This window comes from Pseudomonas sp. B611 (assembly GCF_055407965.1).
In genome coordinates this window covers 137623-160384 of the sequence record NZ_JBUZST010000011.1, presented here as the reverse complement: position 1 = coordinate 160384, position 22762 = coordinate 137623, and the positions used below count along the sequence as shown (strand labels likewise).

Genomic DNA, 22762 nt, shown 5'->3' with positions numbered 1-22762 from the left:
TGGGGTTTCCCCATGTGAGAGTAGGTCATCGTCAAGATTAAATTCCGAAACCCCATTTGCGAAAGCAGATGGGGTTTTGTTTTGGGCGCGAGAAAAGCCAGCCAAGCATCGACAGGCTCCTTGAGCCTACCGTTGGGGAAATCAATACAAAGTGTTTCTGCATTTTTGGTATGGTGCAGCACATTTTCACAAGGACTGATCTTTCACCCGCAGGACGCGGCGTCGCCCTTCTTCAACGAGATGCTGTAGAAATGCCTGAAGCCATACCGATCAAAGATCACGAAAAAGAAAACCGCCTGGTCAACAAGCGCCTGCTCGCCTGCGCGCTGTTGGTGATTGGCATCACGTGCGCCTTGGTAGGCCGCATGTATTTCCTGCAGGTCGTACAGTTCGACTATCACTCCACTATTTCTGAAAACAACCGCGTGCACGTCCTCCCCATCACGCCGACGCGCGGCTTGATCTATGACCGCAACGGCGTGGTGCTGGCCGACAACCGCCCCAGCTACAACCTGACCATCACCCGCGAGCGCACCACTGATCTCAAGGGTGAGCTGGACGCAATCGTCAACCTGCTGCATTTGCCGGCCGAAGACCGCGCCGTGTTCGACAAAGCGCTGAAGCAGGCACGCCACCCGTTCGTACCCGTCACGTTGTTCTACGAGTTGACCGAAGAGCAGATTGCCGTGTTGGCCGTGAACGAATTCCGTTTGCCCGGCGTGGACGTCGAGCCGCAATTCGTTCGCCACTATCCATTAGGCGCACACTTCGCCCACTCCATCGGCTACGTTGGCCGGATCAACGAAAAAGAATCCAAGTCTCTCGACTCGGTGGAGTACCGCGGCACACAGTCCATTGGCAAGACCGGTATCGAGCGTTTCTACGAATCCGAACTGCATGGCCACGTCGGTTACGAGGAAGTCGAGACCAACGCCCAGGGCCGTGTTCTGCGCGTGCTCAAGCACACCGACCCAATCCCCGGTAAAAACATCGTGCTCAGCCTCGATGTCCACCTCCAGGAAGCCGCTGAGGAAGCCTTGGGTGATCGTCGTGGTTCGGTGGTCGCCCTCGACCCACAGACCGGCGAAGTACTGGCCATGGTCAGCAAGCCGAGCTTTGACCCGAACATGTTCGTCACCGGCATCAGCTTCAAGGAATACGCCGCACTGCACGATTCCATCGACCGGCCGCTCTTCAATCGCGTACTGCGCGGGCTCTATGCGCCCGGCTCGACGATCAAGCCCGAGGTGGCCATCGCCGGCCTCGACAGCGGTGTTGTCACCGCCCAGACCCGCGTGTTCGACCCCGGCTACTACCAACTGCCTGACTTCGACCACAAGTACCGCAACTGGAACCACAGCGGCGACGGTTGGGTGGACATGGACGCTGCCATCATGCGTTCCAACGACACCTACTTCTACGACCTGGCGCACAAGCTCGGTATCGACCGCCTGCACGATTACCTGGCCGAATTCGGTCTTGGCCAGAAAGTCTCCCTCGACATGTTCGAGGAATCTGCCGGCCTGATGCCATCCCAATCCTGGAAACGCGCCACACGTCGCCAACCCTGGTTCCCTGGCGAAACCGTGATCCTCGGCATTGGCCAGGGTTATATGCAGGTCACCCCACTGCAACTGGCCCAGGCCACCGCGTTGATTGCCAACAAGGGTGTGTGGAATCGTCCGCACCTGGCCAAGACCATCAACGGCGTGGCGCCAGTGGACGAAAACCCGATGCCCAACGTGGTCCTCAAGGACCCGCGTGACTGGGAGCAGGTCAACCACGGCATGCAACTGGTGATGCACGACCCGCGCGGTATCGCCCGCGCCGCCGCACAAGGCGCGCAATACCGGATTGCCGGCAAGAGTGGTACGGCGCAAGTGGTGGCGATCAAGCAGGGCGAGCGTTACAACCGTAACAAGACCCTGGAACGCCATCGCGACAACGCTTTGTTCGTCGGCTTCGCGCCTGCCGAGCACCCGAAAATCGTGATCTCGGTGATGATCGAAAACGGCGAGGCGGGTGGCCGGGTTGCCGGCCCTGTGGTGCGACAGATCATGGACGCCTGGCTACTCGACCAGGATGGTCACCTGAAACCTCAATACGCGACGCCGGCCAAAGCGCCTGGTGACCCACACGTCTGAGTCACGCCTTCCATTCGGGCCACTGCTCCACGTCCTCATGTGCCAGCCATGGCACATCGTGGGCGGTCCAGATGTGCGAAGTAGGGCGCATGCCCGGGTCATCATCCAACGTTGCTACCCGCACAATCACATGGGGCTGATGCCCACGCTCGGCCATCAGATGTGAGCCGCAACGCGTGCAGAAATGCCTGAACTTACCCGGCGAAGATTCATACGACGATAACAGTGCCTCACCCTGGGTCCAGCGGAAGTGCTCGCGCATCACACCGGCAGTCGCAACGAACGCCGCCGCGTGGACCTTGCGACAGCTTTGGCAATGACAGTGGCTGATGGGCATGTCCAGGCTGTCCAACTGATACTGCACGGCCTTGCAGGCACAACTTCCATGGAGTTGTTGAGTCATGGTGCTTCACCTCAAAGGGGAGGGGAGCAATCTACCGTTCGCCGCCGCGCTGCGCATCATAAGTGATGCGAATTAATGCGCTGGTCAACACCAAATGGACGTTCTGAGATAAGTCGCAACACCAATGCGTGACCGAAAAGGTTGCGCATTGGTTGATGTCGCCTACCTTCAATGGAGGAGGTGACTTATGCACGTACTGGATCGAATAGAACGAAAAGTCCTGCTCAATGCTTCACGTAAACAGGTGTGGGAAGCCCTTGTCGATGCCGAGCAATTCGGCTGCTGGTTTGGCATTGCCCTCAAGGGCCAGAGCTTTGTCGCGGGTGAAACCATCAAGGCGCCGATCACTTATCCCGGTTACGAGCATGTGATCTGGAAGGCGAGGATCGAACGCATCCTGCCGCAAACGTTGTTCTCTTTCTGGTGGCACCCGTATGCGGTGGAGGAGGGGGTCGATTACGACAAGGAAACACCGACCCTTGTGGAATTCACTATCGAGGATCGCGCACCGGGTATTTTGCTACGGGTGGTTGAGTCGGGTTTTGACGGCATTCCAGAAGCCCGCCGCCAAAAAGCCTTCAAGATGAACTCCCGGGGCTGGGACGAGCAAATGGGCAATATCGAAAACTATCTCGGCCAAGCCCGTCGCGCCTGATGCCCGCACTTGGGGTTTTCAGCCTGGGCGGCATGGGGCTTGTTGTGGCGAGGGAGCAAGCGCCCTCGCCACAGGTTGCTTTTTACTTTTCTAGAAATCCACCGACGCAGACAACTTGGCCACCCGCGGATCACCCTGGCTCAGGAAGCCGCCTTGCGCCGATTCCCAGTACTTGGCATTGGCGACGTTTTCCACCGTGGCGCCGACGGTGACATCACGCTGCGCCACCTTGAAGTTGTAGCGCGCACCCACATCGAAGCGGTTCCACGCCGGCAGGCTGAGGTTGTTGGCCGCATCAGCGTACTGCCCGCCGGTGCGCAGCATGCGCCCGTTGAGGCTTACGCCTTGCAGGCCCGGTACATCCCAATCCACCCCAGCGTTGAGCTGGAACGAAGGCACGCCGATCGCACGGTTGCCGTCATTGGCGCCATTTTGCGTGTCCTTGAGCTCGGTCTTCATCACTGTCACACCGCCGAGCAAACGCAGGCCGCTGACCGGTTCGCCGAACACGTTGAGCTCCACGCCCTTGTTGATTTGCAGGCCTTCGCGCACGTAGCGCGCCGTGGTTGCATCGACGACTTCGGAGTAACCGGCCCCAGGCTGTTCGATACGGTAAACACCCAGCGTGGCACCGTAGGTGCCCATATCGACCTTGACGCCCGCTTCAATCTGCTTGGAGCGTGCCGGCGCATAGGCTTGGCCGCCGCCGATGATCGTCCGTTCACCCAATTTCAGCGGCGACGTCGGCCCCTGCGCCAAGCCTTCGATGCGGTTGGCGTACACCGACACATGCTCCCACGGCTTGAACACCAGGCCGTAGACCGGCGTGGTGATCGACTCGTCATAGTTCGCCGTGCGGGTGCCGCTCGCGTAGTTGTAACCCTGCACCACCATCTGCTGGCGACGTGCGCCAACGGTCAGTAACAGGCGGTCATCGAAGAAGCCAAAGGTGTCCGAAACGGCCGCGCTGCGCACAAAGGTCTTGGCGGTGATTTCCGGGTCGCTGAAGTCGGTGCCCGGGGTGTTGCGTGGGTTGTTCAAGGCCGGTGGCGCGCCGGTCACCGGGTTGTAGATATTGGTGGTGGTCTTGCCGCTGGCAAACACATAGGCGTTGCGCGCCTGGGTCCAGGTCCCGGCCAGGCCGAAGTTGAGACGATGGCTCACCGCGCCGGTCTGGAACTTGCCATTGAGGCCCGTCATCAGGCTGCTGTTGTCTTCTTCGTGGGCAATGGTCGAGCCGCTGGCGGTGGCGTTGCCGAGGTTGTCGGTCAGGGTCACCGACGAGTAACGCCCCATCTCGCGGGTGTGCTTGACCCCGCCTGCCGCGTACGCCGTCCAGTTGTCGCTCAGGTCGTACTCGGCACGCAGCATGCCCAGGGTGTCTTCCAGGTTGGTACTGCTCCAGCTCGGCGCGTAGTTGGTGTCGGCCGAAGGCGCATCCGGGATGTGGGTGGCGGTGCCGGTGAACACCGAGTTGCGCCCGCCGTTGATATGCTCCTTCTGGTACACAAAGTCGCCGGACAAACGCAGCGCATCGCCACGGTAGTCCAGGCCAACCGCAAACAGCTTCGAACGCTGGTTTTCATCATCGATGCCGGTATCGCCTTCGCGCTGGGACAGGTTCACCCGTGCGCCAAACTGATGGTCTTCACCAAAACGCTGGCCAATGTCCAAGTGCTCGCCCACCCGACCATCGCTGCTGATGTCGGTGCTGAAACGGCGCAACGGCAGATCATCGGCGCGCTTGGGTTGCAGGTTCACGCCGCCGCCAATCCCCGAACCGGTGGGGCTCACGCCGTTGATAAAGGCATTCGGGCCCTTGAACACTTCAACCCGTTCAAGGGCGTCGGTGGAGATGATCTGGCGCGGCAGGATGCCGTACAGACCGTTGTAGGACATATCGTCGCCGTTCAGGGGCAAGCCGCGAATCATGAAGGTCTGCGCCTGATTGGCATACCCCGACGCCTGGCGCACGGATGAGTCATTGAGCAGCACATCGCCGACGGTTTCGGCCTGCTGGTCGCGAATCAGTTTCTCGGTATAGGAGGACATGCTGAACGGCACGTCCATGATGTCCTGGTTGCCCAGCACCCCCAACTGGCCACCGCGTGCCACCTGGCCGCCGGCGTACACCGGGGGCAGGGCGCTTGGCGCGGGTGCGTCGGCGCTGATGTTGGTGGCGCCCAATTCCAGGGTATTGCCGTCCTGACGGTTGTTCGCATCCTGCGGGGTGGCTGGGGTGGCGGCATGAGCAGTGATGCTCAGGGAGCAGCACAGGGCGAGCAGGGTCGGACGAAACGGAATAGGGAAGGGCATGGGCGATCCAGTGAGGAAAAGGGCAACAAATGTTGCGCGTCCTCGCTGCGCGGATACGACTCCGGTGCGAATGATAGTGATTGTTATTAACGTCGCGCAACAAATATTTACTTTCGCGGTCTGCGTGCGCACGTAGCCGAGTAGAATCACGCCCTGATAGCGATTCCTGAGGTGCGGTACGGTGGATTTACAGCAGGGTTTTGTCCTGACCCGGCATTGGCGCGACACCCCGGCGGGCACGGAGGTCAGCTTCTGGCTGGCCACCGACCAAGGCCCCAGGCTTGTGCGCCTCCCCGTGCAGACCTCGGTGATGTTCATCCCCGAAGCCCATCGCAAGCCGCTCGACTGGCTGCTCAAGGGCGAGCGCGAGATCGAACTGCGCCCGCTGGAACTGTTGGACTTCCATCACCGCAAGGTCCTGGGCCTCTACACCCGCCAGCACCGCCAGGCGATGGACGTGGAAAAACGCCTGCGCGCCGCCGGTGTCGACGTCTACGAAGGCGACGTGCGCCCGCCCGAGCGCTACATGATGGAACGCTTCATCACCGCGCCCGTGTGGTTTGGCGGTACGCCCGATGCCAACGGTGTGTTGATGGATGCGCAGATGAAACCCGCGCCCGACTACCGCCCAGCGCTCAAACTGGTGTCCCTGGACATCGAGACCACCGCCAAGGGCGAGCTCTATTCCATCGCCCTCGAAGGCTGCGGCGAGCGCCAGGTGTACATGCTCGGCCCGCCGAACCAAACCACGGCGGTGGACTTCAAGCTCGACTACTGCGACACCCGCGCCCAACTGCTCGAACGCCTCAACCACTGGCTGGCCACCTTTGATCCCGATGCGATCATCGGCTGGAACGTGGTGCAGTTCGACCTGCGCGTGCTCCACGAACACGCCCAGCGCCTCAACGTGCCGCTGCTGCTCGGGCGTGGCGGCGAAGCCATGACCTGGCGCGAACACGGCAGCCGCAACCACTACTTCGCCGCAGCGGCGGGGCGCTTGATCATCGACGGTATCGAGGGCCTGCGTTCGGCGACATGGAGCTTTGAATCCTTCAGCCTGGAAAACGTCGCGCAAACCCTGCTCGGCGAAGGCAAGGACATCTCCACGCCATACCAGCGCATGGACGAAATCAACCGCATGTTCGCCGAGGACAAACCCGCCCTGGCGCGCTACAACCTCAAGGACTGTGAACTGGTCACGCGGATTTTCGCCAAGACCGAACTGCTCACCTTCCTGCTGGAACGCGCCAGCGTCACCGGCTTGCCGGCGGACCGCAATGGCGGCTCAGTCGCCGCGTTCACCCATCTGTACATGCCGCTGATGCACCGCCAGGGCTTTGTCGCGCCGAACCTGGGGGACAAACCGCCCCAGGCCAGCCCCGGCGGATTTGTCATGGACTCGCGCCCCGGCCTCTACGAATCGGTGCTGGTGCTCGACTACAAAAGCCTCTACCCGTCGATCATCCGCAGCTTCCTGATCGACCCAGTGGGCCTGATCGAAGGCCTCAAGTACCCCGACGACAGCCAGTCGGTCGAAGGCTTTCGCGGTGCGCGTTTCTCGCGCACCCGGCATTGCTTGCCAGCCATCGTCGCGCGGGTGTCCGAGGGCCGCGAAGAAGCCAAGCGCGAACACAACGCGCCGTTGTCCCAGGCGCTGAAAATCATCATGAACGCCTTCTACGGCGTGCTCGGCTCCAGCGGTTGCCGCTTCTTCGACACGCGGCTGGCGTCGTCCATCACCATGCGCGGTCACCAGATCATGCGCCAGACCCGCGCCCTGGTCGAAGCCCAGGGTTATGAGGTGATCTACGGCGACACCGACTCCACCTTCGTCTGGCTCGGCAGCAAGCATTCCCAGGAAGACGCGGGGCGCATCGGCCGCGCCTTGGTGCAGCACGTCAACGACTGGTGGCGCGAGCACCTGCGCAGCGAGTTCGGCCTGCAAAGCGCGCTGGAACTGCAATACGAAACCCACTTCAGCCGCTTCCTCATGCCGACCATTCGCGGCGCGGAGGAGGGCAGCAAAAAACGCTACGCCGGCCTGGTCACGCACAGCGATGGTCGCGAAGAAATGGTCTACAAAGGCCTGGAAACCGTGCGCAGCGACTGGTCGCCCCTGGCCCGCCAGTTCCAGCAGGAACTCTACCAGCGCATCTTCCATCGCCAGCCGCACCAGGATTACATCCGTGACTACGTGCAGCGCACCTTGAGTGGTGAATTCGACGAGTTGCTGATCTACCGCAAGCGCCTGCGCCGCCAGTTGGACGACTACGAACGCAACGTGCCGCCCCATGTGCGCGCCGCGCGCCTGGCGGACGACTACAACGACCGCCTCGGGCGCCCGCGCCAGTACCAGCGCGGTGGCTGGATCAGCTACGTGATCACGGTCAACGGCCCGGAACCCCTGGAAACCCGCCAGGCGCCCATCGACTACGACCACTACGTCACCCGGCAATTGCAGCCGGTGGCCGATGCGATCCTGCCGTTTGTGAATGACGATTTCGGCACCCTGGTCGGCGGGCAGATGGGCCTGTTTTAAAACGCTTGATTCGACGCGCTGCGAACCTGCACTCTGGCCGCTGAAGACCACCCGACGGCGCAGCCACCATGACCCAGCTCACCCTGACCGGCACCACGGTCGAACTCCAGCCCCTGCAACCGCAACATGCCAGCGCCTTGCTCGACGCCGCCGCCGATGGCGAGTTGTGGAACCTCAAGGTCACCAATGTGCCCGGCCCCGATACCGTCGAAAAATACATCGACACGGCGCTGGCCGGACGTGACGCGGGCACGGTGATCCCGTTCACCATCGTGCGCCGCGACAGCGGCCAGGTGGTCGGCAGCACGCGGTTCTGGAAGGTCGATCGGGTCAACCGCAAGCTGGAAATCGGCCACACCTGGCTGGCGCAATCCACGCAAAAAAGCGCGATCAACACCGAAGCCAAACTGCTCCTGCTGACCTACGCTTTTGAAGTCCTCGACTGCGTGCGCGTGCAATTCACCACCGACGAACTCAACGAAAAATCCCGCGCCGCGATCCTGCGCCTGGGCGCCGTGCAAGAAGGCATTGTGCGCCACGAACGCATCATGCCCGACGGGCGCAAGCGCAATTCGGTGCGCTTCAGCATCATCGACTCGGAATGGCCGCAGGTGAAGGCGCACTTGCAGGCCAAACTGCAACGCTAGGAGACCAGGCCCATGTACACGCTCTACGGCATCGACGAATCCGGCTCGTGCATGATCGAAATCGCCCTGCAACGTTGCGCGGTGCCATGGCGCCGGGTCGACGCCGCGTCATGGGCCGAGGGCGCCGGCAGTGACGAACTGGCGCGCATCAACCCGCTCAAGCAAGTGCCCACGTTGCTGACGCCCGATGGCCAGGTACTGACAGAAAGCGCAGCGATCCTGATCCACCTCGGCCTGGAGTTTCCCGCGTCTGAATTGCTCGCCGGCAACCGCGCGCAGATCATCCGCGGCCTGGTGTACATCGCCGCCAATTGCTACTCGGCCATCGGCATCATCGACTACCCGCAACGCTGGCTCGGCAACGTCAATGAAACCGTGCAGGCGCGACTGGTCACCGGCACGCGGCGCTACTTGCATCAGGCCTGGGTGGTGTTTGCCGATCAGTTTGCCGGGCAGTTGTTCGGCCCCAATGACACGCCGAATGCACTGGGCCTGATGGCGGCGGCGGTGTCGCGCTGGGATGAGTCGCGGGAGGCATTGAACGGCCTGGCCCCGGGCTTTGCTCAGAGCCTGGCGCAGGTGGACGCCGATCCCGTGGTGGCGCCCGTATTTGCCCGGCATTGGCCGCAGTGGAACGTCACCTGATGTTTCCGCAATCAGTGGAAACAATCACCGCGCAAGCGCCTCAACCCCTTGCGTAGCGGGCGTCCTGACCTACGCTTTCTTAAAGTGGTGTAGGAATCATCCTTGAATTTGACTGTCGCAGACATGAAACTCAAGAACCCTGCATGGAATTAGAAGGAGGTGCGCATGCTCATCCGGTCGCTGACCCTGGCTACCTTGATGGTTTTTACGGGGCCGCTGTTGGCCGCTGATGATACCAACCCACTCAAGCAGGACGTGGGCAAAGCCCGTCCGCTGGTAGTGGTGGAGCTTGATTCCGGTAACGCCACTTTGACCACGCTCAAGAAGCAACTCGACGAGCCTGCCAACAAGCAAGCGTTCGAAGAACGCAACATGGTGTTCTACACCGTGAAGTTCGGCAGCATCGGCGCCGAAGGGGAGAAGTTCGCCAAGGACGCCAAGGACAACAAAAAACTCACGCCGCCAGAAACCAACGCACTGATCCGCGCCCTCAAACTGGGTGCTGGCAGCGGCACCAAGGTCATCCTGGTGGGCAAGGATGGCGAGAAGAAACTCGAGAAGACCGTGCCACCGGATACCCTCGACCTGAAGGAATTCTTCAGCACCATCGACCAGATGCCCATGGCTGAAAAAGAAACCGCCGCCGCCGCAGAACCCGAGCCGGCTGCCCCCGCACCCGCCAAAGGTGCCAAACCGGCCAAGGCCGGCAGCAAGCCTGCGCCGCAACAACTGGACGATTGATCCACGCCAGGAGCCGGTTGCTTCGCAGGCAAGCCAGCTCCCACATCTGGATTTGCGCCAGGCTGGGAATCTGGCCACTCCGCCGCCCTCCTGTGGGGGCGGGCTTGCTCGCGAAAGCGGTGTGTCAGTCAAAGATGTTCTAACTGAACCACCGCATTCGCGAGCAAGCCCGCTCCCACACAAGCCCGCTCCCACATTTGGGTTCAGTTGCGTGCTGGCGCTTGCGTTTCAGTTTTCTTGCGCACCGGAAACGGAAAGTAGAAAAACCGCAAGAACGCCACCCGCTTGATCACTTCCCCAATCAGCAACGGCGCCACTACCGCCACCACCAGGCCAACGCACGCGGCTGCAAACGGAGGCAGCCCCACACGCGCCATCAGGTCGAAGGTCTTGTGCTGGATCTCGCCATGGAAGATCAACAGGATCAGCGTGGACTGGCCAATGTAGGTCATCGCCCGCGTCAGCAGCGCCGAGACCATCAGCACTCGCGCCAACGCCCAGCATAGGTACACGCCAATCACCGCCAGCAGGCTGGTCCACAACCAGTGGTCATAGCGCCGTTGCGCCAGGTCCATGGTGTCACCCCGCCAGAGAAACACCGCCGCAAACAGCACCGCCGATATCACCAGCGTCAGCAGTGAGCCCTCATGCCGGCGCAGCCAGTCGCGCAGCAGGTAGCCGAGGATGAAAAACGCGCTGCTGATCAGCGTGACGTCCAGGCTGAACGGCAATCCGGGCAGCACCCAGGTGTGTTCGCCGACGGTCACCGGCAGTTGCCAGAACCACGGCAGTATCCAGGTCCCGACCACCAGAATCAGTCCGGTCAGCACACAACTCAGCGCCAGCGGCAGGCGTTGGATCAAGCGCAGCACGCACCAGCTGAACAGGATCGCCACCCAGAAATGCGGCAGAAACCACAGCGCCTGCCACGGGATGGTGTCCACCGAGGCATACAGCACGCCGCCGATATCCGGCAGCAGCGGTTGCCCGCGCAGCACATCGCGCACAATTACGTAGACCAGCATGGTGAAGAAAAACGGCTTGAGCAGGCCGTCGGCCTTGCGCACGGCCATCTCGCCAAACGGCTGTTCCGGCTTGAACAGCACACCAGACAAAAAGAAGAACAGCGGCAGAATGAACGACGCCAGGATCGGGTACAGCAGGTCCAGGGACGTGGCCACAAACCAGCTGTGGGCATACACGATCACCAGGATGCCGATGCCTTTGGCGATATCCATTTGAATCCAGCGATGTTTCACCTGACCACCTCCCAACAATCCTTTATGCCTTGCGCCATGGCTTGAGCCACAGCCCCATGCCCAGCAACACCACGGCGCCGGCCAGGGTGCTCAGCCCCAGTTGCAGCCATACGCCTTCAATCCGAAACAGCAGCAACGCCGCCAGGCCCAGCAACAGCGTGCTCAGCAGCCATTGCCGCGCCCAGGGCAGGGCGGCGAGCAAGGACTGGCGCTGCATCAACAGCAGCGCGGTGCACAGCACGCCGGCCAGCGCCGCCAGCGGAATGCCCGCCAGGCCAAACACAAACGGCAACGCGCCAAGCAACAGTACGTTGACCAGGCTGCCGAGCAGTTCGCAACGCAACGGCTGGCGTGTGTCGCCAGCGGCGTAGGCGTAGCGTGCGAGCAACGCGTTCCAGGCGCCGAACACCAGCGGCACGGCAAACCACGCCAGCAGCAGCGGCAGCGGCGAATCCGCCGACTGCTTGGGCAGCAGCAGCGCCACCAGGCTCGGGGCCGCCGCCACCAGGCCGACACCGGCGGGCAGGGTCAGCACGCTGGCGGTTTGCAAGCCGCGCTTGAGCAGGGCCAGGCGTTCGTCGCCCTGGCGGCGGCTCATCATGCCCAGCAGCACTTGGTTGAGGCTCATCAGCGCAATCAGCGGCAGGTTCATCAGCTTGCGCGCGAGGTTGACCCAGGTCACCGCGCCTTCCCCCAGCAGCGACGCCACCAGCCGTTCGATCAGCGCCAAGCCCTGGCTGGCGCCGTTGCTCAACAGCAGCGGGCCGATGCGCTGGCCCAGCTCGCGCAGCGGTGCCAGCGACAGCTGCCAGCGCCACGGCCGCCAGCCCTGGCGCCAGATCGACGGCAGCAGCGCCAGCGGCATCAACAGGCTGCCGGCGAGGCAGGCCAGGGCCAGTGTGTGGGGTTGGGTGGCGGTGCCGGCGAGGGCGAGGTAGGTCACCGGCGGCAGGTTGAACAGCAACGAGCCCAACCCGGCCAGCACAAACCGCTCACTGGCCTGCAACGGAATACTGAACAGCGCATGCAGCATCAACCCCGGCACGCACCACGCGACGATCTGCAGATTGCTGCCCGCCAACGCCGTGGCACTCGCCGCCAATCCCGGGCCGAGCAGTTGCACCAGCCACGGCGCCAACAGCGTCAGCAACAGGCTGGTCACCAGCGCGATCAGCAGCAGTGCGGGAAACAACACCGCCAGCCAATTCAGGCGCTCACCCTCCTGGCGTTGCAGGTACAGCGGCAGCGCGGCGGCGCTGAGCACGCCACCGGCCAGCGACATGCGCAAGGCTTCGGGCAAAAACAGCGCAATCAGGAACGCATCACTGCGCTCGCCCGCGCCCCAGGCCGCCACCAGCAACCATTCGCGCGCAAAGCCCAGGCACAAGCCGAGCAAGGTCGCCACGGTGAGCCAGGCGGCAGAGCCGAGCATCAGGGGTGTACGCCATCAAGCAGCGGCTCAGGCGCCGCAACCTGTTTGACCTGCGGCAGGCGTGCCGGAAACAACCGGCGTGCCTCCAGCACATTGATCCCCACCATCAGCCAGAACAGCGCCACCATCACCACGGCAAAGCTGAAGTAGTGGTCAAACAAGCCACTGACCAACGCCGCCAGAATGCCCGCCGTGGTGCCCAGCCACAGGGCGTTGTCCTTGGTCAGGCGGATCGGGCCTTTGTCCGGGCGCGCTTCCCGCCACCAGCGCACCGTCACCGCGACAAACAGCAGCATGCCGACAATGCCGATCTTGTAGATGTAGTTCAGCCACAGGTTGGAAATCCCTAGCAACTGCGTGCCCGGCACCGGTGGATCGACCTTGAAGCCAATGCCCAGCGGATACGCCGCCATCGCCTGCGGGAACATGCGGTATTCGTCGAAACGCACTTCGGTACTGGCGTTGCTCGCCGAGAAAATCGTCGCCAGGCGGTCCTGCAACGGCGGATACGCCATCACCAGCGCCACGGTCAGCGCCGCGCCGATCATCAGCAGGCGCCCGGTGTACGGCACGCGGCGCGTGGCCATCCACAGCAGCACCAGCGCCAGGCTGACCATCGCGCCACGGCTACTGGCCAACAGCAGCGCCGCCGCACCCAGGCACGCCACGCTCAGGCCGAGGCCGCGCTTCCAGCCTTGCTCGGTCATGCCGTAGCAGAACGCCAACGGCAGCAGCAGCGCCATGATCCCGCCGATGGCATTCGGGTGGGTCCACGGCGAGCCCATGCGCGAGGACATGGCTTCCAGGCCGAACTTGAGTGTGTCGAAGTTGGCGTAGTTGAACAGCCCCAGGATCGGCGCAATCCCGGCCCCCGAGCGCGTGCGCACAAACACCGCGATCGACAGCACCAGCATCGCCAGGCTGCCCAACAGCAAGGCGATCACCAGGGCTTCGCGGTGCTTGCGTTCCACCAGCAATTTGGCCGCGAGGAACACCCCCGACAGGTTCAGCAACCAGCGCAGCCAGTTGGCCAGGCCGCTGCTGTCGGCGTGGGTGATGACCTGGCCGACGATGAACGGGAACACGCTGAACAGCATCAGCCACAGCAACATCTGGTCGGTGGGGCGTTGCGTGAAGCGCGGTGATTCGGGCATGCGCGACAAAAATCGCTGCCACACCACCGCGCCCCAGGTCAGGGCGAGGATCGCTTCGCTGACGGTGGTACGGATGCCCAGGTTCACCGTGGAGTACGGCATGAACGTCGCCACCAGGGCAAACAGCAGCAGGCCCCACAGCGGAAAGCGCAGGATGGTCAGCGCGCCCGCCAGGCCGATTACGGCGACAAATGCCTTGGCCGGTGACAGCAACAAGGCCAGCGCGCCGAACAGCACGCCGAAGAGGATGGGGACGAGGCTTGCCAGGTTTATTCTCACTTGAGCTCCTCGATCAGGTCGGCCAGGCGGCGGCGATAGGCGCCAGGGTTGTAACGCTCAGCCCACAGGCGGCGTTGCTCCGGCGAATCTTCTGCGCGGCGCTGCGCCAGCTCTAGCATCAATTGCACCAGCGCCGGGCCATCGGTGGGCGAAAAACGCGGCGCCGTCGGCGGGGTGATTTCATCCAGCGAGGTGCCGCTGGCCACCGCCACCGGGGTGCCGACACTCAAGGCTTCGATCACCGGCAAGCCGAAACCTTCGGCGTAAGAGGGTTGCCACAGGCGCGAGGCCTGGCGGTACAGCGCGTGCAGTTCGGCATCCGACACACCGCTCAAGGCACGAATCCCCGGCAGCGTGCGCTGGGCCTCGGGCAGATGCTCGAGGCTGCCCACCAGCACCAGCTCCGGCACCTCGCTGGATTGGCGCCGCGCCTGCTGCCAGGCGTCCACCAGGAACGGCACGTTCTTGCGCAACTCCCGGGTGCCCACCAGCAGCCAGTAACCCTCGGGCAGTTGACGTGCACTGAGGTCGGCGGGCAGCCCGGCGAAGCCATCGACCTGATTGGGCAGCACGCGGATCTTGCCCGCCGCCTTTGGAAACAGCCGCGCGGTTTCATCGGCGCTGTACTGCGACGGCGTCCACACGCGGTCGGCGCTGTGCACGGCATAGGCGATCGACAGGCGATCGCTGGTCTTGTAGACCAGGGCCTTCAGGCGGTTGGCGTGGTAGTTGTCCAAGGTGATCTGGAACAGGTCATGCAACAGCACCACCGTGCGCAAACCCTTGGGTTTGGGCGGCAGCGGCAGGCCCATGTTGAAGGTGCTGATGTACAAGTCGATATGTTGCTCGCGCAGTGCACGCGGCAGAAAACCGGCCTCGAAGCGCAGGCGATTCTGCGGTTGGTGCATCGCGGTTTTTGCGCAGCCCCAATGCGGGCAATGCGCCTGCAAACGGGTTTCATCGCCCAGGGGGGCCACAGTGAAGCGCTCCAGCTCAAGGTCTGGCAGCGTGCGCAGGGCGTTTTCCAGGGCATACACTTGGCGGCTGATCCCCGATTGCGGCGAGGTGCCGACGGTGCGGTAATCCAGGCCTACACGCATGCGGGCTCCTTGTGCTTGAGCGGCGCGAGGCTGGCGTACACCTGCTCCAATTGGCTGGCGGCGACGCTCCAGTCATGGGCGCGACGCACATAAGCACGGCCGGCTTCGCCCATGGGCGCGGCGGCTTCGGGAAATTGCAGCAGGCGCACCACGGCATCGGCCAGGGCGGTCGCGGTTTGCCCGCCGAGGTAGTCCAGGCCTTCCACCAGGTCCAGGCCCGACACCCCTTGCGCGGTGCTTGCCAGCGGCAGGCCGGCGGCCAGGGCTTCGAGGACCTTGAGCTTGGAGCCGCCGCCATGGCGCAGCGGGGCGAGGAACACCGCACTGCTCGATTGCAGCGCCAGCAGGTCCGGTACAAAGCCCTGCCATTCGATGCGCGGGTCTGGCCAGCGCGTGCGCCAACTGGTGGGCATGCCAAAGCCGCACACGCTCATGCGCGCATCGGGGCAGCGCGCCCAGACCTTGGGCAGGATTTCATCCAGGGCCCACTCGATGGCGTCCACATTCGGCGCGTATTCGTAGTTGCCGAGGAACAGCACGCGGCGGCTGGTGGGGTCGGGGCGGGCCTTGGCGAAGTGATCGCAATCCACCCCGTTGACCACCACCGGCACCCGTTTGCCGACGATCTTTTCCAGCACCTCTGCGTCGCTTTCGGTCACTGCCACCACCTGGGTGGCCTGGCGCATCACGCGGCGTTCCCAGCGTGCATAGCGCCATTGATCGTAGCGAATGAACGGCAGCGCCCAGCGCGGCAAGCGGTCATAGGTGGCGGCGCCGAGGGCCGACTCGACGTTGTGTTCGGTCAGCACAAACGGCTGGGCGTTACGCGCCAGGGCGTCTTCATAAGGCTGGAAGGTGTAGCTGTGTTCGATCTGCACCACGTCCCATTGTTCACCCAACAGCCACTCGAACGTGTCCTGCAACTCCCATGACAGGCCATTCACGCTGGCCAGCAGCGGGTAGGGCGCGAACAGCCCGGCCAGCAACGTTTTGACGCTGCGCAGCGGGCGGCGCGGTAGCACGATCAATTGCTCGAGAAAGTCCTCCAGCACCTGGCGGTCGGCCGGCGTTACCGGGTGTTTGTCATGCAGCAGCAAGGTGATCTGGTGCCCGCGCGCCGCGAGGCTGCGCAGCAGGTGAAACTGGCGCGTCTTGCCGCCGCTGGTGGCGGGCCAGGGTGAGTAGGGCAGGATCCATAAAATGCGCATGGCCGCGTCAATCCCATAACAGAATTTGCAGGGTCGGCTTGACCGTCACGGTCAGGCCGCTGGTGCCGGTCAGCGGGGTTTGCGTACCGAGCAGCGGGTCGTACAGCGTGGCGTTGGCCAGGCCTGGCAAGTGCGCGTTGCCGCCCGCGGCCGACCAGAAGAACCACAGCTTGTGGCCGTCGGCGCGGGTCCAGCCGATGCTGAACAGGCCATCGGGCAGTGAGTCGGCAAGCGGTGGGTCGCCGGGGCTCAGGCTGGGCCCGCTGAAGTCGAGAAAGTTTTTCAGCGCGGTGTACACCGGCTTGGGGTTGGCGTCGATATCGAGCAAACCGTAGAACTGGTCCCGCACGCTGGCGCGCTGGTCGAGATCGCTGAGGGTGAACAGGAAGATCTTGTCGAAATCCATCGCGCTCATCAGCGCCAGGCGGCGCAGCACGTAGTCGGCCTGGCCTTGTTGGGTGATGAGGTCTTGCGCATCCTTGGGCCCGGGGTAGGTGGACCAGCCCCATTCGGTGCTCCACAGGGTCTGCACACCGCCGTTGCGCAGGGCAGTGTTGAGTGCGCTGGTCTTGGCGATGAAATCCAGGTTGGCCGGGTCGTTGCCTTCGGGCAGCTGGGTGTACGGGTGGTAGGAAATCACCGTGTTGAGGCTGGCCACGCCGAGGGCGCCAAGGGCATCGAACATGGTCTGGCCGTTGGGCATTTCGCTGAAGAACGCCATGCCGGCGGCAACCACCGGCTTGCTCGGATTGACCCCGCGCAAGGCCCCAGCCGTGGCGGTCAACAGCGCGGCAAAACCTGCGGGGTCGGCCACCGGGCGCCAGAAGCCGAGCAGATTGGGCTCGTTCCACACCTGCCAGGCATCCACGCTGGGGTAACGCTGGGACAGCAGCGCCATGCGCGTGGCGAACACGTTCGGGTCTTTGGGCGGGTACTGGTCCTGATACGGCGCACCGACCGGTGCGGTGGTGGCGAAGGGTGCCGAACCCACCAGGTAGAACACCGATTTGAGCTGGTTGTCCTGCAGCTTGCCGACCAACTGATCAAGGGTCGCGATCTGGTATTGGTTCTCCACCGGCTCCAGCTGGTCCCAGTGCAAATCCAGGCGCACCCATTGCAGGCCCAGGGCCTTGAGGCGGTCGATCTGCAGTTGATAGCGCGCAGGGGCGAACCACAGGAACTGCGCGTTCACCCCCAGGAAATCCTTCCACACCACGACCTTGTTGCTCTTGAGCACATGGTTCTCGGCGTCGGCCTGGCGCCCCCACATAAAGGCCGTGAGGCCCAAGGCTGCGACCACGGCCAGGGTCGCGAGGTACGTGCGTTTACGCGCCATAAGGGGCTCCGGCAATCGCCTGTTCAAAGAGCTGCTTGAATTTTTGCGCGGTCAACGGCCACAGGCGTTCGCGGCCGATTTCCCCAGCGCGTTCGGCCCAATCCCGGGCCAGCGACGGCGTGCGCGCCAGGCGCAACAGTTGTGCTGCGAGCGCCGCCACATCGCCCTGGGGATAGATCGCGCCGTTGCCGCTGGCGACTTCTTCGGCAAACGCCCGCGCATCCGAAGTGATCGCCCCGCGCCCGCACGCGGCGGCCCAGGACAGCGCGCCACTGGTGCCGCGCTGGCGCCCCAGCAGGCCGAGTTTTTTCGATTCGCGATAGGGCAGCACCATCACATGGTGGGCCTGGATGGTCTGGGCAATCTCGCTGGCGGGCAGGTTCAGCCGCCAGTCGATGGAACCGCTCAGGCCGAGTGCGGCGATCTGGCTGTTCAACTGCTCCAGGTAATTGCCGCCCGCGCCAAATGCCATTTCGGCGGCGGTGCCACCGGCCAGGGTCAGGCGCACACGGTCACGCAATTCGGGGGCTTGCTTGAACACATCGGCCAAGGCTTGCAGCAGGTCTTCAATGCCTTTGCCGCGGTAGATAAAACCGAAGTACAGCAGGTGCAGGGTGTCCAGCGCCGGCAGTGGCGCGGGGGGGATGGCCAGGTTGGCGTGGTTGATCACAGCCACTTTGCCGGCCGGCAGTTGCATACGCTGGCTCAGGCAGTCGGCGCCGAGGCGGGTGAGGGTGATCAGCCGCGTCAGGCCTTGGGCGACGTGGCGTTCTTCGCGCAGGGTCAACGGGTCGGCCAGCACCACCGCCGCCTGCGGCAACGGGCTGGGCAAACGCGCCAACAGGTTCAGCGGGAAGGGCAGGTGCTCACGGCGCCAGACCATACGCTCCGGGTCATGCACGGTGGCGGTCAGCGGCAGGCAGGGGTGGGCCCGGCGCAATTCACCCAGGGCGAGGAACTCGCCGAGGCGCCCGCCGCCCAGCTCGGCGTGGACCAGGTCCATACGCTGCCAGTCGAACCGGGCGATGGCCTGTTGGATCGCTGCGCTGTTGCCATCCACGCCGGTCAACGGTGTCGCCACCGTCACGCCCAGTTGCTCCAATGCCGTCTTGAAATGGTTCGCGTAGTCGGCGATGCCGTTCTTTTCTGGCGGCAAAGGCGCGAGCAGGGCGATGCGCATCAGAAGGCCCCCCGGTATTTGGCGATGGTGCGCAACACCTTGGCCGGCACTTCGAATTTGCGCCGGTTGATGATGATGCCGTCGACCTTGCCGAATGCGGTATTGAGGATCGACAGCGCATGTTCCACCACCGGCACCGTGCTTTTATGCGCTTCCACCACCAGCGCAATCAGGTCGGCGCGGCGCAGGGTGACAAACGCGTCGCGGTTGTCCAGCAGGCCCGAGGCATCCAGCAGTACCACTTCGCCAGGCTCCGCCGGGGCGAGGCCGCCGACCCGCACGTTGACGCCGTTTTCCTGCAGCAGTTGGCGCAGCTGTTCGACGACAAAGGTCACGCCTTCCCCGTGTCGCGCCGAGGTCAGCCCCAGCGTCAGGCCGTTCTGCGCAATGCGGTCGGGTTTGAGCTGGCTGTACAGCCGGTAGATGCTGGCGTGGAACGCGTTGGTGCTTTGCACGGTGCTGGTGTCCAGCTCCGGCAGGGTGGTCCACAGGCGCAGGCCGAACTTGCGCTCCACCAGGCCGCCGTCGTGAATGCGCTGGTCCAGCAGGTAGCACAGGTAGATCACCAGCAAGCCGACGACGATGGCAAACGGGATCGCCAGGACCAGCATCACCAGGGTTTTCGGGAAGATACGGCCGGGGTTCAGGGTGGCTTCTTCGATCACTGCAATGTTGCTGATCTGGCTGTTGTCCAGCTCGCGGTCGATGCGCGATTTTTCCAGGTTGTCCACGTACAGCGCGTAGTTGCGCTCGGTGGTGTTCAACTCGCGGGCCAGGCGCGCCAGTTCCGGTTCGATCTCCAGCGCTTGCTTGCGCTGGTCTTCGAGGTTGAGCAGTTGTTTTTGCTGTTGCACCAGCTGCGTGCGCAGCGCCTGGTTGTTGCTGGTCTCATCCAGCAGCACGCGCTGCAAGTGGATTTCCAGGGTGTTTGGCGCACGGTTTTCCGAGGCTTGCACGGTGTTGCTTTCGCTGGCGACCTCGGCGCGCATCGCACGGATCGACGCGTCGAGGGCTTTCACCGGCGGTGCGTTGTCGGTGTAGGTGCGCATCATGTCGGCCTTTTCCAGCAGCTTCTGGTTAAGCAGGCGACGCAAGTCCTGTTGCTGCGGGTTCAGTGCGATCTGGCGCACCGTGGTGACTTCCTTGGGCTGGCCCTTGAGCTGGGTGCGCGTGCTGGCGATGGCGCTGTCCGAAGAGGCGATCAAGCGTGTGGTGTTGAAGGTTTCGCCGCGCAGCACGTTGATGCGCTCGGACAAGTCTTCCAGGCGGTCGGTGATGCTCGCCGCGCCGATCTCGTTGAGGTGCTTGAGGATCTGCTGCTTGTAGCTCTGGATCTCGGTGGCGCTGGTAGCCACCTGGCCTTCGTAAAACACATAGAGGCTCTTGCGCCCCAGGGCTTGGGTGCGTTCGTTGATATAGGTCTCGACCCAATCCTTGACCACCGCCTGGGCAATTTCCGGGTCGCCCCAGGTGAAGCTGATGTCCATCACCGTGGAGCCGGCGGCGTGGCTTACTTCAAAGCTCTTTTCCAGGCTGGCGGCGAGGCGTTCCACCGGGGTGGTTTTTTCGACGATGCCCACGGTTTCCAGCACTACGCGCACGCCGCCAAAAATGGCGCCGATGCCTTCCTTGACGTAGTGCTTGGTGCGCTTCCAGAACCCTTCGGGCGGCGGCGCGTTTTCGATGACTTCCAGGTAGTGCTCGGCCACCGCCCGCACGATGGGGCGCCCGGTGAGCAGGCGTTCTTCATCGACAATCGGGTCGCGCTGGGTGCTGGGCATGACCAGGGCCTGGCGGTTGCTGATCTCGATCGGCAAGGTCGAGTCGCGCCCCGGCTTGACCAGCAGGCGCGCGGTGGATTCGTACTTGGCCGGCAGCAGGAACGCACCGAGCAGGATGATCACCAGCGCGGCAACCGCCGCCAGTTTGAACTCACGGCGGAAGATGAAGAACAGGCGCAGAAGATCACGAAAAGAACGGATCTCGATCATGGGATGTCGCTCCTTTAGTTATTGCCGCCGCTGGTTCGGGTGTAGTTGTAGCCAACCCCAATGGACTTGGTGAACGGGATCAGTTGGTTCATGTAGGTATCCACCCCCTGGATGCGCTCGCCCACGTTGGATTTGGGCACGAACACCACGTCACCGCGTTGCAGGTGCACCGGTTTGCGCCCGTTGGGGCCGGTCTTGAGCAACTGGCTGAAGTCGAGGAAGTACGCGCGGTAGGCGCCCTGGGCGTCTTCGCGCAGCAGGGCGACCATGCTCGCATTGCCTGCCGGGCTCACCCCGCCCGCGCCGAGAATCGCCTGTTCCAGGGTGTTGGCCGTGGCGATCTGCACCGCCGTCGGGTTGTTCACCGCGCCGCCGACGATCACCGAGTTGCCCGGCGCCTGGTTGATGTTCACCGTCACCCGTGGCTCGCGGTAGGTCGGCGCGAGCTTGTTGGTCAGCTCGGCGGCGAGTTCCGAAGGCTGGCGCCCAGCGACCTGGACCGGCCCGAGGAACGGGTAGTTGATCTTGCCGTCGGTCTGCACCGTGTACAGCGTCAGCTCATAGATGGTGCTGACGTTGAACGCCGACAGCGTCGGCATCTCGCCGGCATCACGGACGATGCGCAACTGGTCGCCGACGCGGATGCGTTCCACGGCAGGCGGCAATTGCGCCAACTGTTCGAGGGCGCGCTTGCCGTCCTCCACAGCCTTGCCATCTGGCGCGACGATGCGCGCGGGTGTATTGCAGGCGGCCAGGGCCAGCATGGCCAGGACGAGCACGGTTCGTTTCATCAAGGGGGACTTCCTGTGGGTCATGCTGCTCACCTCCAATAACCGGGAAACATGCTGATGCGCCGCTTGAGGGCGAGGGGGAGGCGGCGTTCCTGATGGCCCAGCCGATAGCCGAACAACTTGAACGCGCTGCGCACCAGGACTTCGGGGACGCGGTGCAACGCACCGGCTGCGCGCAGTGCCGCCAGCTCAGCCAGTACGTAGCGTTTACCTTCACCACCGGCATCGCCGAACGCTTCACGGATCCACGGTTCGCGGCCGTAGAACACGCCAATGTCGAAGTAGCGGTGAAACTCATCCATGAGCGTGTAATCGTGGGAGTGATACACCTGCGCGCTGGCGGCATAGCGCACCTTGTAGCCGTCGAGCAGCAGGCGCGCGGCGACGTAGGCGTCTTCGCTGCCGATCACGTCGGCGGGAAAACCGCCCACCGCGTGCAGGGCGCTGCGCCGGTACACGGAAAACGAGTCGGAGCTGAAACAGGTCTTGATCCCCAGCTCCGGCGCATCGGCCAGGCTTTTGCTGCGGCTCTGCGCCGGGTAGTTGAAGTGCCGCGACTGTGCGCCCAGCACCCCGGCGCCGGGGTGCGGCAATTGGCGGCCGTAGGCGACGCCGTTGAGCGGGTCTTGCTGCAGCTCGGCGAGCAGGTTGGCAAAGGTCTCGGGGCTGGCGGGGATGGCGTCCTGGGTCATCACGATCAAGGCGTCGCCGCCCACTTGCTCGCTGGCCCAGCGCCGGGTGCCGCCGTGGTTGAAATCGCGGGCATCGATCACCTCGACCCTGGCGCCGAAGGCGCGAAAGCGCGCCACGGTGTCGTCGCTGGAGGCACTGTCGACCACCAGCGTTTCGTCCGGTTGCAGGGTTTGCATGGCCAGCGCCGGCAGCAGGCGGGCCAGGTGGCTGGAAGCGTTACGGGTCGGGATGATCAATGAAGTGCGCATG

Annotated in this window: 19 protein-coding genes; 6 read left to right on the top strand and 13 right to left on the bottom strand. The window is 63.6% G+C overall.

What is annotated here, in order from left to right; genetic code table 11:
* Window positions 1-182, bottom strand: a 182-nt coding sequence (locus tag ACZRMO_RS21520) for a hypothetical protein (protein ID WP_463974150.1), incomplete at its 3' end; no start/stop codon positions are given.
* A 69-nt stretch (window positions 183-251) separates the two neighbouring features.
* Here ACZRMO_RS21520 and mrdA point away from each other — a divergent pair.
* Window positions 252-2144 (top strand): penicillin-binding protein 2, encoded by a 1893-nt coding sequence (gene mrdA, locus ACZRMO_RS21515; protein WP_463974149.1) that lies wholly within the window; start codon window positions 252-254, stop codon window positions 2142-2144.
* A 1-nt stretch (window position 2145) separates the two neighbouring features.
* On the opposite strand, the gene ACZRMO_RS21510 is transcribed toward mrdA, so the two are convergent.
* Window positions 2146-2547, bottom strand: coding sequence for a GFA family protein (locus tag ACZRMO_RS21510; protein WP_463974148.1), 402 nt, complete (start codon window positions 2545-2547; stop codon window positions 2146-2148).
* A gap of 187 nt (window positions 2548-2734) precedes the next feature.
* Between ACZRMO_RS21510 and ACZRMO_RS21505 the strand changes: the two genes are divergently transcribed.
* Window positions 2735-3202, top strand: coding sequence for an SRPBCC family protein (locus ACZRMO_RS21505; protein WP_463974147.1), 468 nt, complete (start codon window positions 2735-2737; stop codon window positions 3200-3202).
* A 90-nt stretch (window positions 3203-3292) separates the two neighbouring features.
* Here ACZRMO_RS21505 and ACZRMO_RS21500 read toward each other — a convergent pair whose 3' ends face one another.
* Window positions 3293-5518: a TonB-dependent receptor gene (locus ACZRMO_RS21500; RefSeq protein ID WP_463974146.1), complete on the bottom strand. Its 2226-nt coding sequence runs from the start codon at window positions 5516-5518 to the stop codon at window positions 3293-3295.
* 181 nt (window positions 5519-5699) lie between these two features.
* On the opposite strand from ACZRMO_RS21500, the gene ACZRMO_RS21495 reads away from it, so the two are divergent.
* The 4 genes from ACZRMO_RS21495 to ACZRMO_RS21480 all read left to right on the top strand — a co-directional run bounded on the left by ACZRMO_RS21495 (window position 5700) and on the right by ACZRMO_RS21480 (window position 10090).
* A complete protein-coding gene (locus ACZRMO_RS21495; RefSeq protein ID WP_463974145.1) occupies window positions 5700-8057 on the top strand; it encodes a DNA polymerase II in 2358 nt (785 codons plus the stop codon).
* 68 nt (window positions 8058-8125) lie between these two features.
* Entirely contained in the window at window positions 8126-8704 is a 579-nt protein-coding gene (locus ACZRMO_RS21490; RefSeq protein ID WP_463974144.1) for a GNAT family N-acetyltransferase, read from the top strand.
* Window positions 8705-8716: 12 nt separating this feature from the next.
* Window positions 8717-9349, top strand: a complete 633-nt coding sequence (locus ACZRMO_RS21485) for a glutathione S-transferase N-terminal domain-containing protein (protein WP_463974143.1) — start codon at window positions 8717-8719, stop codon at window positions 9347-9349.
* 165 nt (window positions 9350-9514) lie between these two features.
* The gene (locus ACZRMO_RS21480; protein ID WP_124529230.1) at window positions 9515-10090 is read left to right on the top strand and encodes a DUF4174 domain-containing protein; all 576 of its coding nucleotides are present in this window, start codon (window positions 9515-9517) and stop codon (window positions 10088-10090) included.
* 203 nt (window positions 10091-10293) lie between these two features.
* On the opposite strand, the gene ACZRMO_RS21475 is transcribed toward ACZRMO_RS21480, so the two are convergent.
* The 10 genes from ACZRMO_RS21475 to ACZRMO_RS21430 are packed head-to-tail and all read right to left on the bottom strand — an operon-like array spanning window position 10294 to window position 22761.
* On the bottom strand, window positions 10294-11328 hold the full coding sequence (locus ACZRMO_RS21475) for an acyltransferase family protein (RefSeq protein WP_463974142.1): 1035 nt from the start codon (window positions 11326-11328) through the stop codon (window positions 10294-10296).
* A 43-nt stretch (window positions 11329-11371) separates the two neighbouring features.
* Entirely contained in the window at window positions 11372-12781 is a 1410-nt protein-coding gene (locus tag ACZRMO_RS21470; protein WP_463974141.1) for a lipid II flippase MurJ, read from the bottom strand.
* Window positions 12781-14208: an O-antigen ligase family protein gene (locus tag ACZRMO_RS21465; RefSeq protein WP_463974157.1), complete on the bottom strand. Its 1428-nt coding sequence runs from the start codon at window positions 14206-14208 to the stop codon at window positions 12781-12783. Before ACZRMO_RS21465 ends, ACZRMO_RS21470 begins: the two co-directional genes overlap by 1 nt.
* Before the next feature lie 2 nt (window positions 14209-14210).
* Window positions 14211-15314, bottom strand: a complete 1104-nt coding sequence (locus ACZRMO_RS21460; RefSeq protein ID WP_463974140.1) for a glycosyltransferase family 4 protein — start codon at window positions 15312-15314, stop codon at window positions 14211-14213.
* On the bottom strand, window positions 15305-16522 hold the full coding sequence (locus tag ACZRMO_RS21455) for a glycosyltransferase family 4 protein (RefSeq protein WP_463974139.1): 1218 nt from the start codon (window positions 16520-16522) through the stop codon (window positions 15305-15307). The genes ACZRMO_RS21460 and ACZRMO_RS21455 overlap by 10 nt, the downstream gene beginning before the upstream one ends.
* A 7-nt stretch (window positions 16523-16529) precedes the next feature.
* Window positions 16530-17858 (bottom strand): glycoside hydrolase family protein, encoded by a 1329-nt coding sequence (locus ACZRMO_RS21450; protein ID WP_463974138.1) that lies wholly within the window; start codon window positions 17856-17858, stop codon window positions 16530-16532.
* Window positions 17848-19038, bottom strand: coding sequence for a glycosyltransferase (locus ACZRMO_RS21445; RefSeq protein ID WP_463974137.1), 1191 nt, complete (start codon window positions 19036-19038; stop codon window positions 17848-17850). Before ACZRMO_RS21445 ends, ACZRMO_RS21450 begins: the two co-directional genes overlap by 11 nt.
* Window positions 19038-21029: a GumC family protein gene (locus ACZRMO_RS21440; RefSeq protein ID WP_463974136.1), complete on the bottom strand. Its 1992-nt coding sequence runs from the start codon at window positions 21027-21029 to the stop codon at window positions 19038-19040. Before ACZRMO_RS21440 ends, ACZRMO_RS21445 begins: the two co-directional genes overlap by 1 nt.
* Before the next feature lie 14 nt (window positions 21030-21043).
* Window positions 21044-21820, bottom strand: a complete 777-nt coding sequence (locus tag ACZRMO_RS21435; protein WP_124529210.1) for a polysaccharide biosynthesis/export family protein — start codon at window positions 21818-21820, stop codon at window positions 21044-21046.
* A gap of 29 nt (window positions 21821-21849) precedes the next feature.
* The gene (locus tag ACZRMO_RS21430) at window positions 21850-22761 is read right to left on the bottom strand and encodes a glycosyltransferase family 2 protein (RefSeq protein WP_463974135.1); all 912 of its coding nucleotides are present in this window, start codon (window positions 22759-22761) and stop codon (window positions 21850-21852) included.
* Between the last annotated feature and the right edge of the window lies 1 nt (window position 22762).